Source organism: uncultured Dietzia sp., assembly GCF_937873725.1.
Lineage (GTDB): Bacteria > Actinomycetota > Actinomycetes > Mycobacteriales > Mycobacteriaceae > Dietzia.
On the sequence record NZ_CALMYY010000072.1, the window covers coordinates 18,276 to 35,632 of the forward strand.

General features: G+C 74.1%; 12 protein-coding genes. 6 read left to right on the top strand and 6 right to left on the bottom strand.

Annotated elements, in window-relative coordinates; translation table 11 throughout:
* Positions 1-33: 33 nt before the first annotated feature.
* Positions 34-639, top strand: coding sequence for a response regulator transcription factor (locus Q0444_RS07350; RefSeq protein WP_291084075.1), 606 nt, complete (start codon positions 34-36; stop codon positions 637-639).
* Positions 640-703: 64 nt separating this feature from the next.
* On the opposite strand, the gene Q0444_RS07355 is transcribed toward Q0444_RS07350, so the two are convergent.
* Positions 704-2,176, bottom strand: a complete 1,473-nt coding sequence (locus Q0444_RS07355) for an aldehyde dehydrogenase (protein ID WP_299022591.1) — start codon at positions 2,174-2,176, stop codon at positions 704-706.
* Positions 2,177-2,257: 81 nt separating this feature from the next.
* A complete protein-coding gene (locus Q0444_RS07360; RefSeq protein ID WP_291084069.1) occupies positions 2,258-3,067 on the bottom strand; it encodes a bifunctional 2-polyprenyl-6-hydroxyphenol methylase/3-demethylubiquinol 3-O-methyltransferase UbiG in 810 nt (269 codons plus the stop codon).
* A 38-nt stretch (positions 3,068-3,105) separates the two neighbouring features.
* On the opposite strand from Q0444_RS07360, the gene Q0444_RS07365 reads away from it, so the two are divergent.
* Positions 3,106-4,317, top strand: coding sequence for a glycosyltransferase family 4 protein (locus Q0444_RS07365; RefSeq protein ID WP_291084066.1), 1,212 nt, complete (start codon positions 3,106-3,108; stop codon positions 4,315-4,317).
* On the opposite strand, the gene Q0444_RS07370 is transcribed toward Q0444_RS07365, so the two are convergent.
* Complete coding sequence (locus Q0444_RS07370; protein ID WP_291084063.1) at positions 4,250-6,103, bottom strand: hypothetical protein; 1,854 nt, start codon at positions 6,101-6,103, stop codon at positions 4,250-4,252. The two genes, Q0444_RS07365 and Q0444_RS07370, sit on opposite strands and share 68 nt — an antisense overlap.
* Positions 6,104-6,166: 63 nt before the next feature.
* Between Q0444_RS07370 and Q0444_RS07375 the strand changes: the two genes are divergently transcribed.
* A complete protein-coding gene (locus Q0444_RS07375; RefSeq protein WP_299022597.1) occupies positions 6,167-7,396 on the top strand; it encodes a polysaccharide biosynthesis protein in 1,230 nt (409 codons plus the stop codon).
* 109 nt (positions 7,397-7,505) lie between these two features.
* Here Q0444_RS07375 and Q0444_RS07380 read toward each other — a convergent pair whose 3' ends face one another.
* The gene (locus Q0444_RS07380; protein ID WP_291084056.1) at positions 7,506-8,744 is read right to left on the bottom strand and encodes a DUF3068 domain-containing protein; all 1,239 of its coding nucleotides are present in this window, start codon (positions 8,742-8,744) and stop codon (positions 7,506-7,508) included.
* Positions 8,745-8,847: 103 nt separating this feature from the next.
* Between Q0444_RS07380 and Q0444_RS07385 the strand changes: the two genes are divergently transcribed.
* Positions 8,848-10,116: an acyltransferase gene (locus Q0444_RS07385; protein WP_291084053.1), complete on the top strand. Its 1,269-nt coding sequence runs from the start codon at positions 8,848-8,850 to the stop codon at positions 10,114-10,116.
* On the opposite strand, the gene Q0444_RS07390 is transcribed toward Q0444_RS07385, so the two are convergent.
* Both Q0444_RS07390 and Q0444_RS07395 read right to left on the bottom strand, forming a co-directional pair.
* Positions 9,999-14,456: an alpha-(1->3)-arabinofuranosyltransferase gene (locus Q0444_RS07390; RefSeq protein ID WP_299022602.1), complete on the bottom strand. Its 4,458-nt coding sequence runs from the start codon at positions 14,454-14,456 to the stop codon at positions 9,999-10,001. The genes Q0444_RS07385 and Q0444_RS07390 overlap by 118 nt on opposite strands.
* A gap of 25 nt (positions 14,457-14,481) precedes the next feature.
* A complete protein-coding gene (locus tag Q0444_RS07395) occupies positions 14,482-14,649 on the bottom strand; it encodes a DUF2613 domain-containing protein (protein WP_291084046.1) in 168 nt (55 codons plus the stop codon).
* Positions 14,650-14,842: 193 nt separating this feature from the next.
* Here Q0444_RS07395 and Q0444_RS07400 point away from each other — a divergent pair, with 193 nt between their 5' ends.
* Positions 14,843-15,469, top strand: coding sequence for a TetR/AcrR family transcriptional regulator (locus Q0444_RS07400; protein WP_291084044.1), 627 nt, complete (start codon positions 14,843-14,845; stop codon positions 15,467-15,469).
* The gene (locus Q0444_RS07405; protein WP_291084042.1) at positions 15,466-17,346 is read left to right on the top strand and encodes a long-chain-acyl-CoA synthetase; all 1,881 of its coding nucleotides are present in this window, start codon (positions 15,466-15,468) and stop codon (positions 17,344-17,346) included. The genes Q0444_RS07400 and Q0444_RS07405 overlap by 4 nt, the downstream gene beginning before the upstream one ends.
* Positions 17,347-17,357 lie beyond the last annotated feature (11 nt).

The window sequence follows — 17,357 nt, forward strand, 5'->3', positions numbered from 1 at the left end:
TGGGATACTCCGAAGTCTGAGAAGGAGGGTTGTATGACGAATGTTCTCGTCGTCGAAGATGACGACCTCATCCGGTCGGTACTGGTCAAAGCACTCGGCGGGGCGGGGTACACCGCGCTCGAGGCGGTGGACGGGGAGAGCGCGCATGCGATCCTGTCAACCATCTCCGATGTCGACCTCATGCTGCTCGACATCGGGCTGCCGGACACAGACGGTCTCACCCTGCTCCGCGAGGCCCGCAGCCACGGCTTCGCCGCCCCGGTCATCATCCTGACGGCCCGCGACAGCGTGGCCAACACCGTCGAGGGCCTGGACTCCGGCGCCAACGACTACATGGTCAAGCCGTTTCGCGTCCCCGAACTGCTCGAGCACGGGGGGATGCGGCTGGACATCCGCACCCGCCGGGTCGAGGTGGACGGTCGCATCCAGGAGCTGACCAACCGGGAGTACTCGCTGCTGGAGATGTTGCTGCGCCACAAGGGCGAGACCATCAGCCGCGAACAGCTCCTCGAGAGCGTCTGGGGCATGGACTTCGACCCCGGCTCGAACATCGTCAACGTCTACATCAGGTCGCTGCGCCGCAAGATCGGCGAGAACAAGGTCCAGACCGTCCGGGGCGTGGGCTACCGGGTGGAGTGAGCGAGCACCGCACGACCGCGGCGCCGGACCCGATCCCGGGTCCGGCGCCGTCGTGAGCAGCGGCTCAGTCCGATGACGGCTCCCAGCCGAACGGCATGAGCACGCTCTGCAGCTCGCAATACGCCTCCAGCCCCTCGGTGCCGTTCTCGCGGCCGAGGCCCGAGTTCTTGAACCCGCCGAACGGGGCGGTCGGGTCGAAGGCGTACCAGTTGATGCCCATGGTGCCGGTCCGGACCCGCTGGGCCACGGCGAGCGCGGCGTCGGGGTCGGCGGAGTAGATCGCACCGGCGAGCCCGAACTCCGAGTCGTTGGCGATCTGCACGGCCTCGTCGACCGTGTCGTAGGCGATCACCTGCATGACCGGCCCGAAGATCTCCTCCTGGGCGATGGTCATGGAGTTGTCGACGTCGGTGAACACGGTCGGCTGGACGAAGGCGCCTCCGGCCACGGCGTCGGGGAGACCCTCGACCTGGCCGCCGCCGTAGGCGATCGTCGCCCCCTCCTCCACGCCCTTGCGGATGTACCCCTCGACGGAGGCCTTCTGCTTGTGGTTGGCGAGCGGGCCGAACACGGTCCCCTCGGCGGCGGGGTCGCCGACCGGCATCAGCTGGACGGTCTCGACCAGCGCCTTGACCACCTCGTCGTAGCGCGAGCGCGGCGCCAGGATCCGGTTCTGCGAGACGCAGGCCTGGCCCGAGTTCATGAGCGCGGAGAACACGATGCTCCCGGCGTTCCCGGCCACGTCGGCGTCCTCAAGGATGATGGCCGCGCTCTTGCCGCCCAGCTCGAGCGAACACCGTTTGAGGTTCTGGGCGGCGATCCCGGCGATGTGCTTGCCGACTTCGGTGGAGCCGGTGAAGGAGATCTTGTCGATCTCCGGGTGCGAGACCAGATGGTCGCCCACGGCGCTGGGGCCGGTCACCACGGACAGGACACCCTCGGGCAGTCCCGCCTCGCGGAAGAGGTCGGCGAGCCACAGCGCGGACAGCGGCGTGGCCGACGACGGCTTGAGGACCACCGAGCTACCCGAGAGCAGCGCGGGGCCGAGCTTGGCGGCGTTGAGGTACAGCGGGACGTTCCAGGCGGTGACGGCGGCGACCACGCCGACCGGCTGGCGGCTGACGACGGACGGCCCGAAGTCACCGTGGCGCACCTCCGTCCACGGGAAGCCGGCGCCGAGCCCGGCGTAGTAGCGCAGGACCCCGAGCGTCGGCGTCACCTGGATCATCGCGGCGGTCCCGGGCGGGGTGCCCATCTCGTCGGAGAGGATCTGGCAGATCTCCGCCTGGCGCTCCTCGATCAGGTCGGCGACGCGGCCGATCACCGCGCCCCGCTCGACGGGAGGGGTCGTGCGCCAGATCCCGGACTCGAAGGAGTCGCGGGCCTGGCTGATCATCTCGTCCACGTCCTCGATGGTGGTCTCGGCGACCCGCCCCACGACCGCGTTGGTGGCCGGTGACGTTACCTCGAGAACCCCCGTGGTGATCGGATCGGTCCAGCGTGTGCCGGAGAAGAGCTTGTCATGGACGACGACCACGGGGACCTCCGCGAGGTGGGAAACAGGAACGTGTTCCACCCACTGTAGACGAGTGCCACCCGAGGTGCCGGGGACTCGCCTCTACCGCGCCCGCAGCACCAGCACCAGGTTCGAGACCAGGACCTCGCGGATCAGCGGCGCCCGAACCAGCCACCACGCCCACCTCGGGTGGTAGCGGGGAAACGCCGCCACCAGCTCGCCCGACGACGTGGTCCGCGCCCACTCGAGCCCCTCGGCGCAGCCCACCTCGAACAGCGACTCGCCGTAGTAGTTCTTGGGCGACCGGCCGTGACGGCGTTCGTACATCCGCCGGGCGCGCTCGCCGCCGAGGTAGTGGGTCAGGCCCATCTCGTGGCCGCCGAAGGGCCCGTACCAGAGGGTGTAGGAGACCACGACGAGGCCGCCGGGGCGCGTCACCCGGCACATCTCCTCGGCCATCGTCCAGGGCTCGGGAACGTGCTCGGCCACGTTGCTGGAGATGCACACGTCCACCGCGTCCGTGCGGATCGGAAGGGACATGCCACTGCCCCGGACCGAGCCCGACTGATCGAGCCCGGCGGCGGACATCTCCCCCACGTCCGGTTCCACGGAGACGTACCGCGCGCCCTCGGCGGCGTAGGCGTCCGAGAAGTACCCGGGCCCGCCGCCCACGTCCAGGACGGTCAGCCCCGGGAGCCGACCGCGCGGCCGGTCCGCCGGCTGCACTCCCGACACCCCTTCCCACAGGTCCGCCACCAACTCGACGGTGTCGCGGGCGAGGCCGGAGTAGAAGGCGTCCGGATCCGACTGCTCCAGCGGGAACGAGCGGAGCAGCCCGAGGGACCGCCCGAGGGTCGCGCGGCGGGCGACCGAACGCAGCGCACTCGACCGATGATCTGCAGGTGGGGTCACGGCGGAGACGATACCGGCGCCTGCGTACAGTGTGCGCCGTGGCTCGTATCCTGCTGCTGTGCTGGCGTGACAGCACCCATCCCCAGGGCGGCGGGAGCGAACGCTACCTCGAGCACGTCGCCGACGGCCTGGCGGCGGCGGGGCACACCGTGGTCTACCGGACCTCCCGCGCGCGCGGTGCCGCACGCTCCGAGGCGAGAGCGGCCGTGGGCACCGGGTCCGGGGTCACCGTCAGCCGCGCCGGCGGTCGCTTCACCGTCTATCCCCGGGCCCTGGGCGCGATCCTCGCCGGGCGGGTCGGGCTGGGGCCGCTCGGGACCCTGCGGCGGCCCGACGTCGTGGTGGACACCCAGAACGGCATCCCCTTCTTCGCCCGGCTCGCCACCCGGGCTCCGGTCGTGGTGCTGGTCCACCACATCCACCGCGAGCAGTGGCCGGTCGCGGGGTGGCTGGTCGCCCGGGTGGGTTGGTGGATCGAGTCGTGGCTGGCCCCGCGCGTGCACTCGCACAGCCAGTACGTCACGGTGTCCCTGCCGTCGGCGGACGAGCTGGCCGGGCTCGGAGTCGACCCCGCCCGGATCGCGGTGGTGCGCAACGGGCTCGACCCGCTGCCCGCCGGGGTGTCGCCCGGCGGACCCGCGACCCGCGCCGGCGGCCCGCGCCTGGTGGTGCTGTCCCGGCTGGTGCCGCACAAGCACGTCGAGGACGCCCTCGACGTCCTGACCGTGTTGCGGGCGCGCCACCCCGGGCTGGTGCTCGACGTGATCGGCAGCGGCTGGTGGTCCGACCGGCTGCGCGAGTACGCCGCCGGGCTCGGGCTCGACGCCGGCGCGGTGGTGTTCCACGGGCACGTCGACGAGGCCACCAAGCACCGGATCCTCGCCGCCGCGTCGGTGCACCTCATGCCCTCGCGAAAGGAGGGGTGGGGGCTCGCCGTCTCCGAGGCGGCCCAGCACGGCGTCCCCACCGTCGGCTACCACCACGCGGCGGGGCTGCGGGACTCGATAGACGACGGCGAGACGGGCATCCTCACCGACGGCGTCGCGGGCATGACGGCCGCCACGGAGCGCCTGCTGGCCGACCCCGGGCTCCGCGACCGCATGGGCGAGGCGGCGCGCCGGAAGGCCGCGGGGCTGTCGTGGCCCGCCACCGGGTCGGCGATGGCGGAGGTCCTCGTCGCGGTCACCGAGGGGCGGCGGACGAGCGGCGTGATCGGCGGCGCGCAGCCCCGACCGCGAGCGCCGCGCTGAGCACCAGGGTGAGCAGCCACACGGCGTGGGCCGCGAGAACCGCCGCCCGTGCGGCCGGCGACGCGGCCGGCGGGCCAGCCCGGTCGATCGCCGCACCCGGACCGTTAGGCACCACCAGCTCGTAGAGAACCAGCTCGGTGTCGGCGAATCTCGTCGTCGTGGCCTGGAGGGTTCGCGCCGCCTGGCCGCGCGGACCGGCGGAGGTGCGCTCGTCCAGCACCCACCGCACGCCCAGCCCGGCCAGCACGCGGGGGTCCTCGCCGCGCAGCAGCGCCCCGGTGGCCCGGCGGGCGCGGTCACCCTCGCCGGCCACGATCGCCGCGTCGCCCCCGGTCCCCACCACCAGGTCGCCGGGCACCACCACGCGGGCGTCGAGCATGCGGGGCGCCGGGTCGAGCACCGCGGCGCCGCCGGCCCAGAGGGGCGTCGAGCGGAAGGACCCCGCCGGCAGGACCAGGACGTCCCCGGGCGGCCCTCCCGCCACCCCGCGTCCGGCCTCCTGCCCACCGACGATCGCGGCCACCGTCGCCCAGCCCCCGCCGTAGGTGACCGGCCGCAGCGAGTCCCACACCGCGCGCGGGGCATCCGGCACCGCCGCGAGCGCGACCGCCGTGATCACCGCGGCGGCCCCGGCGGGCGTGAGGCGCGGGGACAGGGCCCGGGTGGCCGAGCCGAGGGCGAGCAGGGTGGCGGGCAGGGCGAGTGCCACGAACTTCTGGGTGTCGCGGAGCAGGCCGGCCGCGGGGACCGCCTCGACGAGCGCGTCCACCGCGGCGATGCCGGGACCCGTGGCCGCGAGCGCCACCAGCAGCCACGTCGCGATCGCGACCGGCAGCGTCGCCCGGACCACCGGGTCGCGGCGCGCCCGCCACAGTCCCCGCGCCGCGAGCGCCCACGCGGCCAGCAGCAGGCCCAGCGCGGCGGCCGCCCACCAGGTGGCGCGCGACGGGGGCACGGCCGCGGAGTTCCAGATCCCGCCCAGGGCGACGACCGATCCGAGCGTGCCGATGCCGGGCTCGGCGCGCGCGGCGAACGCCGCCACGCCGGAGCCCCCGGCAGCCGTGCCCGCCATGCCCGAACTCCCCGCCGCCAGCGCGGTGGCCAACACCCACGGCAGCGCGGTCACCACGGCGGTCGCCCCCAGCCAGAGCGCCGCGCGCCGACGGCCGCCCCGACCCGCGCAGCCCAGCGCCACGGCGGCGGCGACCACGGCCAGCAGCCACCCCGTCGGCGTCAGCCCCGCCGCGGCCAGCGCCGCGCACGCCGCCGCCACGCGGGGCCCGGTCCGAGCCAGGAGCACCGGCATCGACACCACCGCCGCCACCCCGGCCAGGAGCGACCAGTGGCCCTGCAGGAGCCGCTCCACCACCAACGGGTTCCACACCGCGCCCACCACGACCGGCAGCCTCAGCAGGAACCCCGCCGCACCGGGGGCGTCGGCGCCGGGCACCACACGCCGGACCAGGGCCCCCGCCGCCACCGCGAGCCACACGCAGAACACGGCCGTGAGCAGGCCCGTCAGGGGCCACACCGGCAGGCCCACGGCGTCGAGCGCCCGCGTCGCCCACACGACCGCCACGTCCTGCGGCACCGCCCTCGCGGCCGACTCGCCCAGACCGAGGGCGGCGTCCGACAGCGGCGGCGTCGGCGTCGAGACCCAGTCCCGCAGCAACGGGAAGCCAGGGCGCGCCAGCCCCGCCAGGAGCAGCCCCGTGACCGCCACGCCGACGGCGGCGTCCGCCCCGATCCCCACGGCCGGGGTCGACCCGTCGACGGTGGCTGACATGCGGACATTCCACCACGGCGTCCGCCGCCGCCCGGCGCCGGGCGACACCCTACGATCACCGGTGTGGATCATCAGGCGCGCGAGGCGGCACCGGACTCCGCCACCAGGCGTTTGGTGACCGGCGCCGGGGCGGTGACCCTGGGTTCCCTGCTGGCCAACGTCGCCGCCTACCTGCTGCACCTGCCCGCCTCACGCTGGCTCGGCCCCGAGGGCTACGGAGCCTTCGCCGCACTGCTCTCCGCGCAGCTGCTGGTCGCCGTGCCGTCGTTGGCCCTGCAGGCCGTGGTGGCCCGCGAGCTCGTCCGCGGCACCCCGTCCGGGGCGCTGCGCTCGCTCGGTGCCCGCGTCGCGGCGCTCGTCGCGGTGATCGCCGCCCTCGCCGTGGTCCCGGTGTCGCTGGCGCTCGACACGCCCGTCCTCGCCACCGCTGCGGCGCTGGCCCCGGGCCCGGTGCTCTGCCTGCTCGCCACCGAACAGGGGCTGCTCCAGGGCGCCGAACGGTTCCGCGCCCTCGGCGCGGTGCTCGCGCTGGCCGGGGCGGGAAAGGTCGTCCCGGCGGGGGCCGTGCTCGCCGCCGGCGGCGGGGTCGGGCCCGCGCTCGCGGCGGGGGGGGGCGGCGGGGGCCCGGCGGGGGGGGGGGGGGGGGGGGGGAGGGGGGGGGGGGGGGGGGGGGGGGGCCCCCCCGCCGCGGCCCGGCCGGGGGGGGGGGCCTCGCCGGGCGTGGCGGCCGTCCTCGCGGCCGGGCAGGTCCAGCTGGTGATGATGGCCCTGACCTCGGTGGACCTGCTCCTGGCCCGGGCGCTGCTGTCCCCCGAGGATGCCGGCCGGTACGCGCTCGGCGCCGTCGCCGCCAAGGCGGCCTTCTGGCTCCCGCAGGCCGTGGGCACGGTGCTCTACCCGCGGATGGCCGATCCCGCCGGGCACCGCGGCGCCGTCCGGTTTGCCGTCCGGGTGTTGCTGGGCATCGGCGCGCTGGTCGTGGTGGCCGCCGCGGTCGCCGGCCCGCTCGTCCCGGCCGTGGTGGGCGAGGACTACCGCCCGGTCGCCGGGGTGCTGTGGGCCTTTGCCGCCCTCGGCGTCACCCTCAGCGTCCTGCAGGCGCTCCTGCTCGCGGCCATCGCCTCGGGCCGGACGGCGGAGGCCGCGATCGCCTGGTGCGGGCTCGCGCTCACCGGTGTCGCCGTGTGGGCCGCACCCCGGGAACTGGCGGCCGTGCTGGGTGCGACCCTCGTCGTGGTGGTCCTCACCACCCTCGTGGCCGGGTGGCGCGCGCTCCGGCCCCGACCGGCCTGACCCGTCCCGCGAGCCGGGGGCCGGGGGCCACAAAGAGGAGCGTCCCGCACACCCGCCACGAGGGCGGAGTGTGCGGGACGCTCCTGGGGTCGCTTACGGACTCAGGCGCTCAGGCGCGGGCCTCGGACTTGCGACCGCCGGCACGGACACCCAGCAGGATGCCGCCGATCAGCGCGAGCAGGCCGAGCACGCCGAGGACCGCCGGCGCGATGCGACCGAAGGTGTTGAGCGTGTCCGCGGTCTCCTGCGCACCGGACAGCGTCATCTCCTTGGTCTCCTCGTTCCAGCCGGACCCGAAGCGGACCGCCGTGCGGGTGGGCTCGGCCTTCTCGGCCTCCATGGCCGCCTTGTCGTTGAAGAAGGCCTCGGCCTCGGCCTGGTCCTCGGCGAAGAACTGGTACACGTTCTCCGTGCCGTTGACGATCTGACCGGTCGCCGGGTTCACCCAGATCGTGCGGGTGTTGGTGTAGAAGCGGCGCATGTCGACCTCGCGCTTCGGGTCGCCGCCCAGGCCCCACTGGCCGGCGGTCATGCCCTCGCGACGGTAGCTCGCGAGGACCGACTCGACGGCCGGGTCGTAACCGTCGCTGATCTTGGCGAAGTGGTCGCGGATCGAGGACCACATGTCGATCGGTCCGAGCACCTGCGTGAACTCGTAGGCCGGGATGCCCGCGATCTCGGTCTCACCGACGAAGGAGATCGGGTTGGTGGTGAAGGTGTTGGCGTCGAAGTAGTCGTAGTCCCGCTGCTCGGTGTCGAACGGGAACTTGTACTGCAGGCCCTCGCGCACGAAGCCGGTGGGAGCGGAGTTGTCGCCGGAGGAGGCGACGACCTGCAGGCTGCTGACGGCCTCGTCGATCGGCATGGCGTCGACGCGGTCCACGGTCACGCGGTCGATGGAGGCGTTGATCAGGCCCTCGACCCCGGTCGGGCCGGTGATGTCCTCGCGGAACAGCGACTGGGCGGCCTGCAGCGTGATCACGTCGGCATCCGAGGGCTCGACGGCCTGGACACGCCGCTGCGAGTACATGGGGATGTCGTTGTCGATGAAGCAGGAGACGGGGAACTTGACCTCGGTGTCCTGGGCCTCGTCGCCGGCGACGGTCTCGGCGTCCCCGCCGCGGGACGCGGCGGGGGCCCGACACTCGGGCCGGTCGGAGTTGAGGTCCGTCGGCGTGTTGCTCGCCAGGGCCTTACCCACCAGGACCGCACCCGGGTAGGTTTCCGTGACCGTCGTGGAATTGATGTCCAGTGGGGTCTTCTTCTGCGCCGGCACCACGAAGAAGACGAGTGCTAGTGCGATAGTGATGAGGAAGGTGCCGAGCCCGACGAGGACCAAAGCGGGCACTGACGACCTCCGTCCCGCTGAACTGCTCTGACGTGCCATCGGTTGTCCTCCTGGAGTCGCGCCCTCGGTCCGCCGGTTACTCCCCGGTAGCCTTCCGGTTCGAGTGCCCGGCCGGACCATCATCAGGAGAAGATTAACAGTGATGAAGAACGCATTCGGCACCCCCGACCAAGGAAGCGGAATTCTTCCGTCCGCGAGGGGCTTCGTCCCGGCCCTCGAGGGCCTCCGCGCGGTGGCCGCCTTCGCCGTTCTCACCACCCACGTCGCGTTCCAGACCGGCTCGTCCACGGGCTCGGTGATCCACCGGGTCTGGGGCCGGATGGACCTGTCGGTGGCGGTGTTCTTCGCGCTCTCGGGCTTTCTCCTGTGGCGCACCCACGCCTCCCACGCCCGGCGCGGGGGGCCGGGGACGGCGCGGTCGGCCCCCGCCTACCTGCGCTCTCGCCTCGTGCGGATCATGCCCGCCTACCTCACCCTGGTGGCCGTGGCGTTCCTCGTCATCCCGCAGAACGCGAGCAGCTCCGCGTGGACCTGGACGGCCAACCTGACGCTGACGCAGGTCCTGGTCCCCGACTCCCTCGTCGAGGGTCTCACCCACGCGTGGTCGCTGTCGGTGGAGATGATCTTCTACCTCACCCTGCCGCTCCTGTGGTGGGCGCTCGCGGGCCTGCGCGGCCCCGCGGCGCGCTGGCGCATCCCGGTGATCGCGGCTGTGGGAATGCTGAGCCTGGGGTGGGCGCTGGTCCCGTGGTACGACCTCGGGTTGCCCGACCGCCTCAACGACCAGATCCTGCCGCCGGCCTTCGCCTCGTGGTTCGCCGCCGGGATGATCCTCGCCGAACTCGCCACCTCCCCACCCGGCCGCGTCGCCGCCCTGGCCCGGCCCCGCCACGCCAGGTGGGGCTGGTGGGCCGTCGCCGCGGTGGCGTTCGGCATCAGCACCGTCCCGCGGTGGTTCGTCGAGGGCTTCGTCCACCCCTCCGGCCCGGAGTTCGCCGCGCGCACCGCGATCGGCGCGGTGGTGGCGTTCTGCCTCCTCGCCCCGGTCGCGCTGGCCCCGGAGGGTCAGCGCTTCGCGATCCTCGGCTCCGCCCCGTTCGGCACGCTGGGCCGCTGGTCCTACGGCGTGTTCCTCTGGCACGTCCTGGTCCTGCACTTCGCGTTCCAGATCGCGTTCGTCCCGATGTTCTCCGGCCGGATGCTCACGGTGTGGCTCGTGACCGTCGCGGCCACCACGGTGATCGCGGCGGTCAGCTACGCGCTGGTCGAGGAGCCGGCGCGGCGGTTCTTCTCGCCCCGCGGGGCGGACCGGCCCGACGGCCAGGCCACGGCCAACCCTGCGCAGACCAGTCCGGCGACCGTCGCGACCTGAGGGGCCCAGCCGTCGCCCGCGTACCCGGCGGGCGTCGGCCAGGGCGCCCGGGCCAGGAGCGAGGCACCCGCGACGATCCCCACGCCCGCCCCCGCGACCAGCAGCTCCCGCGCCCGGCCCGCCCCGAGGCGACGGCTCGCCACCAGCGCACCGGCGGTGAGCACCACCGTCAGTCCGAGCCCGACCGGTCCCGCCAGGAGGACGCCGACCGCGGCCGTGGCACCCACGGTCACCGCCCCGCCCGCCCGCCACACGCGGGCGCGGGCACCCGCACGGTCGCGACCCCGGAGCAGGAAGAGCGCCAGCACCAGGGCCAGGGCGAACGGCCCCGTGAGCAGCGCCGCCCGGTAGGGCCCGTCGAGCGGGACCGTGAGGACGAGCGTGGCCCCGGTGCCGGCGGCGGGCAACACCCAGCCCTGTTTCCAGCCGTCCACGGTCACCGGGCGCGCGTCGGGCAGCTCGGAGCCGTCGTCGGCCACGAGCCGCGCCTCCCACGCGGGGCTCACCGATTCCGGCACCACCAGCACCCGTTCCCGGGGGGCGGCGGGCACGTGCAGCTCGCGGCGCGAGGCGTCCCAGACCAGCGTGGCCACGGCCCGGGTGGCCTGGGACGCGCCGCCCAGGACGGGCACGCCGGCACCGGCGTCGCGGCCGTCGCCGCCGGCGCCCCGGTCCACGACGACGAGGCCCACCGTGTCGACGGAGAACGCCTCCCCCGGGTCCACCGACACCTCCACCGGGCCGGCCGCCAGGGGGACGGGGGCGGGGTCGCAGGGTTCGGCCCGGACCGCACGGCCCTCGAGCAGATCCCGGCGGGTGGTGACGACCCGCGTGCCGACCACCCGGTCACCGAGGTGGACCCGGGGCCCGTCCTGGCAGGTCAGGGTGACGGGTCGGTCGTTGGCGGCGGGCAACGCCCCAATCCTCGCCCCGGACGCGTCCTGCACCCACACCTCGGCGATCCCGGTGGGCAGTTGCACCCCGGCCGGACTCCGCACGTCGTCCGCGGCGTCGACCCGGATCGTCACCCGGTCGGTGTGGTCGGCGGACAGCGGGACCACCACGGAGCCGTCCTCCTCCGGCTCGATCGCCGCCAGGTCGAACCGCTCGCGCTGGACCCCGGTGTCGACGGTGATCACCCGCGGCGCCGCCGGTGCCTGCGACCGCGGGACCCACAGGCGGAGGGAGCCGACGAGCTGCCGGCCGGGCAGCCGGAGCTCCAGGGACGGGGAGGGGCCGTCGGGGGCGTTCCAGCTGGTCGAGCGGTCGCCGTCGACGGCCGCCGACGGGCCGCCCGCCGGGTCGGTGACCAGGGACTCGCCCACGGCCCGGACCTGCCGCGCGCGGGTGGCGGGGTCACCGCGCAGGACGTCGTCCAGGGCGGCGCCGGGCTTCGGCCGGATCAGCACCTGGGGGACGACCGCGGTGTCGGCCGGGACGTCGAGCAGGCGGGCGAAGCGGTTCGGCTCCTCGGCGTCGATCGCCAGTCCGGGCGCGCACCGGACCGCGCCGGTCTCCTCCTCCGCGCCGGCCAGCCCCTCGACCGGGCTCCCGCCGTGGACGCAATCGGATCTCCCGCCGAGTTCCTGCCGGAGCAGCCACCCCGACGGCGCCGGGGCGCCCTCCGGCCGGTCCGGCAGGGCCACGACCCGCAACAGCGGGATGTCCTGGCCGCCCGAGCTCAGGCCGATCTCCGACACCTCGACGTACGTGCCGCGGCCCCCGTCGGCGAACCCCGTCGCCGTCACGCGCACCGTCTCCGTGGGCCCCGGGGGAAGGGCCACGACCAGCTCGGTGCCGCCGGAGGGGTACGCCGTGGTGGTGCCGGCGTCCGTGCGGACCTGCAGGGAGGTGACCTCCGGGCCGGCCTCCGGCACGGGCAGCGTGATCCTGAGCAGGCCGCGGTCCACGGGCTCGGCCAGGTCGATCTCCATCCACTGCCCGAACGCGGAGCCGAAACCGCCGGAGCGCCAGGCGGTGTCCGGGTCGCCGTCGACCGCCGCCGCGACGGACCGGGCCGGGAGCACCGGTCCGGTCTGCGCGGAGTCCGACGCCGACGACGACACCGCCACCCGCGCGTCCCACCAGCGGGCCCGCGCGAGGGGCGGCGGGGTGTCCCCGACGGTCGCCGCGTAGTCCGGGACCGTTCCCCGACTGCGCCGGGGATCGTCCTCCGCCCGGACCGCGGACGAGTGGTGGTCGAGCCGCCCGAAGTCGGTCTCCCTGTCGGTCGGGGAGTCGGTGAGGACGGGTCCGGTCGAGTTCACCGGCCGTGGCCGGGGCAGCGGGTCGGAGGCCGGGTCGACCGCCGCGGCCAGCGCGTCCGCCTCCAGCAGCCGGGTCACCCGGGCCGGCGAGCCGATGGAGTCCCGGACGGCCAGCAGGTCGTCGAGCCGCGAGAGCGACTCCGGGCCACCCGCGACCACCGGCAGGTCGCGGACCTCCACCGTGTACGGGGCGGTCGCCGACCGGGGCGGACCCGGGGACCCGGCATCCGACCCCAGGCGTGAGTCGACCCGGTAGATCTCGACCGCCGGATAGGCCGGCCGGAGACCGGAGTCGGGGACGACCGTCACCTCGTCGTCGTCGCTCCCGACGGCTCCGCCGACCGGATCCCCGAACTCCGCCACCCTGACCAGGCCGGGCGAGCCGTCGAGCGACTGGTGGACCAGCACCGGACGCGGGGCGCCCGAGTCGTCGGAGAGGTCGTTGCGCACCACCAGGTAACCGATGCCGAGCGAGGCGAGAGTGGCCGCCAGGCCCGGGGCGGGGCTGCCGTCGGCGAGCCGGCGCTGCACGGCGTCGAGGGCGCGGATCGCGGGCGCCGGCTGGAGCGGCACGGAGTCGCGGACCGCCCACGGCGTCTCCGCCAACGGCTGGAGGGGCTCGTCGCGGGTCACGCCCCAGACCTGGCGGCCGAACGACGCGCCGGGCACCACGAGCGCGCGGGTCGTGCCGGCGGGGTCGGCCCCCGCACCCCCCGGCACGCCGACCGGCGCGTTCTCCGACAGCCAGTCCGCGGCCTCGCGCCAATGATCGGGCAGCGCCTCGTGGGTGCCGACGGGGGCGAGCCTGCCGAGCCACGCCGGCGCCACCGCCACGGCGCCCGCGAGCACCACCGCCATCGCCACGGCCACGGAGCGGTGTCGCTCGGGATGCGCGAAGGCGGACCGGGCGGTGCCCCGGCCCAGCCCGGCGAGCAGGTGCGCCAGCAGGTGGGCGGTCCCCAGGGCGAGCGGCAGGCGCAGCAGCGGCTCGAATTTGTGGACGTTGCGCAGCGGCGCACCCGGGCCGTCGAGGAACGCGCGCAGGGTCTCCGCCAGCCCCCCGCCGGCCGGCCCGACCCACGGCGCCGCCATCGCCACCAGGCCGACGGCGGCGATCACCACGAGGCGACCCCGCGCGGGCATCCCCCGGCGCAGCAGGCCCAGCACGCCCACCGCCGCCAGCAGGCCGGTGGCCAGCACGAACACCGGCTCGCTGGTGATCGCCGCCCCGGCCACCCGGTCCGTGGACACGAACGGCACCCACGTGGACGCCCCCCTCAGGACCTCCGTCGCCGAGGACCAGCGCGTGGTGACCTCGGCCGATTCGATGTGGTCGAGAAACGGGGGCGAGACCCGGCCGAGCAACACCAGCGGCACCGCCCACCACAGGCTCACGGCCAGTGACAGGGGCAGCCACCACGCGGCGAGCCGGCCCCAGGTGCGGCCCGGGCGGTGCATGAGCCACCAGAGGATCGCGGGCAGGCACGCGGCGGCCGTGGCCACCGCGTTGACCGCGCCCATCAGCGCCAGCGCGAGCGCCGCCCCGGCCCCGCCCCGCCGCGGCGACATGCGCCCCTGGAGGACCCGGATCACCGGGAGCAGCACCCACGGCGCCAGCGCCACGGGCCAGGCCTCGGAGGAGATGGAGCCCAGGTCGCCGAGCATGCGCGGCGCGAGCGCGTAGAGGACCCCGGCGACGGCCCTCGTCTGCCGGGTGCCGATCCGCAGCGCGGCCGCGACCCGGACCACACCGACGTAGGCGACGGTGAGCACCACCGCCCACCACAGGCGTTGGGTCAGCCAGGCGGGCGTTCCCACCAGGTCGAACAGGGCGAAGAACGGCCCCTGCGGGAACAGGTAGCCGTAGGCCTGGTTCTGGACTTGACCGCCGAAGGACAGGCCGGTCCACAGGTGGGTGGCCTGCGAGAGGAACCGGCCGGGGTCCACCACGAGGTCGTACTTGGTGTCGGGCGCGATGAGCCCCGGGGACTGCAGGCAGGCCAGGAGCAGGAACGAGAGAAACGCGACGAGCGCGTCGCGCGCGCCGGCACCGAGGCGGATCCCGCGGGTCACCTCTGCCGACGGAGGAGCAGCAGGACTAGCGGGCGCCGTACTCGACCTGGCCGAGGAGGGCCTGGTCGGCGGGCGGCTGCGCGACCTCGGGGATCGTGTTCTCCGCCATCGCGGTGTTCGCGCCGAACGCGACGATGCCGCCGAGGACGATTCCGCCGACTGCGCTGGCGAGCGCTCCGGTACCGAAGCTCATCGAGTTCTCCCTGCGGGTTAACGAGTATGGGGGCGATCCGGCAGTGCCGTGGGGCACACCGACGCGAGAAGAGTAGCACCGGCACCGCCCGGTTCGTGCGGAGTGTCTCCCACAAGTCCTTACCGGCGGGTAAGTTGGTGTGGCACACCACACCACACGTCACCGCACCACGACCCCGCCGGGAGGAGGCCCTGTGTCGACGGGGACCAAGCGCATCCCACGCGCCATCCGCGAACAGCAGATGCTGGACTCCGCGATCGCCGTGTTCTCCGACCTCGGCTACCGGTCGGCCTCGATGGACACCATCGCCCGCCACGCCAACATCTCCAAGCCGATGCTGTACCTCTACTACGGCTCCAAGGAGGAACTGTTCTCCGCGTGCGTGGTCCGGGAGTCCGGCCGCCTCATCGACCACCTCACCTCCGCCACCGCGGCCAGCACCGGCGCGCGGAACAGGCTGGAGAGCGTGGTGGAGGCGTTCCTCGACTACGTGGACTCCCACGCCGACTCATGGAACGTGGTGTACCGCCAGGCCGTCGCCGAACCCGCGTTCAGCGAGGAGGTGGAGAGGACCCGCACGGTCCTCGTGGACCTCACCACCGACCTGCTCGCGCAGAACTCGGTGGACGGGCGCAGCCGGGACGTGCTCGAGGTGGTCGCCACCGCCCTCGTCGGGGCCGGTGAGGCCGTCGCCGACCGCGTCGCGCACCGGTCCATCCCCAAGTCGGTGGCCGCCGGCGTCGTCGTCGACCTCGCCTGGCGCGGCCTCGCAGGCGATCCCGCCAAGTCACTCCCCACCCCGAACGAGGAGAAGCCGTGACCGCGAAGACCCCAGTCTCGACCCGCCCCGCATCGCAGGGCGCCCGCACGCTCGGCCCGCTCGACCTGGCCAGGGGGCTGCCCTCCCTGGTGGCCGACCTGCCCACGGTCCTCAACGGCCTGCGGATCGTCCGGACCTCCCGCAGCAGCGACCCGGTGTCCATCGGCAGCAAGTTCCAGGAACTGGCGGCCGCGCAGCCCGACGCCCCGTTCCTGCGCTTCCTCGGCACGGAGGTCACCTACGGGGAGGCCAACCGCCGCGCCAACCGCGTCGCCGAGATCCTCAAAGCACGCGGGGTGCAGCGCGGGGACACCGTGGGCATCTGCATGGTCAACCGCACCGAGGTCATGCTGGCGATCCTGGGGGCGGTCAAGGTCGGCGCCTCGGTGGGCCTGCTCAACCACCACCAGCGCGGCGAGGTGCTGGATCACTCCCAGAAGATCCTCGGCTCCACGGTCGTCCTCATCGGCGCCGAGTGCGCCGAGGCCGCCGGAACGATCCCCCGCGAGAACTGGGTCGGCGAGCTGATCGCCGTGGGGTCCGACCTCGACCTGCCGTTCCGCGACTTCACCGCCGGCCACCGCCCCGACGAGCTGTCGGACCTGACGTGGCTCGAGGACGAGTTGGCCGCCCTCGGGGAGGACGCCGGCGCCACCAACCCGCCGGAGGCCGAGCAGACCCTCGGCAGCGAGACCGCCTACTACGTGTTCACCTCGGGCACCACGGGACTGCCCAAGGCCTCGACCATGACCCACTACCGCTGGAACCGGGCGCTGGCCGGGTTCGGGCTGTCCGGGGTGCGGCTGAAGAAGGACGACGTCCTGCTCTGCCCGCTGCCGATGTACCACAACAACGCGCTCACGGTCGGCCTCGGCTGCGTGCTGGCCTCCGGCGCGTGCCTGGCGATCGAGGAGCACTTCTCGGCCTCGAGGTTCTGGGACCAGGCCCGCGCGGCGGGCGCGACCGCCGCCGTCTACATCGGCGAGATCTGCCGCTACCTGCTCAACCAGGATCCCACCCCGGGCGACCGCGACCACTCCGTCCGCGTGATGACGGGCAACGGACTCCGCCCGGAGATCTGGACCGAGTTCCAGCAGCGCTTCGGCCTCGACCGGATCTGCGAGTTCTACGCCGCCAGCGAATGCAACATCGCGTTCGTCAACGCCTTCAACGTCCCCAAGACCACCGGGTACTGCCCCATGGACTTCGCGATCGTCGACTACGACCCCGACACCGGCGAGCCCCGACGCGGCCGGAACGGGCGGCTGACCAAGGTGGGCAAGGGCAAGATCGGCCTGCTCATCAGCGGCATCTCCGACTCCCAGCCGTTCGACGGCTACACCGACCCCGAGGCCACGGAGAAGAAGATCATCCGCGACGCCTTCACCGACGGCGACGCCTGGTTCGTCTCGGGCGACCTCATGCTGGACCAGGGCCTCAAGCACGCCTCCTTTGTCGACCGGCTCGGCGACACCTTCCGGTGGAAGGGGGAGAACGTCGCCACCACCGAGGTCGAGTCCGCGGTCGCCGCGCGCCCCGAGGTCGACCAGGCCGTGGTCTACGGCGTCCCGGTGCCGGGGGCCGACGGCAAGGCCGGCATGGCCGCCGTGCGGCTGCACGACCGCTCCGACTTCGACGGGCAGGCGCTCGCGGAGCACCTCCGGCGGTCGCTGCCGTCCTACGCGGTCCCGCTGTTCATCCGGCTGTCCAAGGAGCTCGAGCAGACCTCCACCTACAAGAGTCGCAAGACCGAACTGAGGGAGCAGGCGTTCGACACGTCGACGTTCGACGACCCGCTCTACGTGTTGTCCTCGGAGAAGGGCTACATCCCGTTCTACGATGGCGCCGAGACCGACGTCGTGGCCGGGAAGGCCTGAGCCCGCAGTCG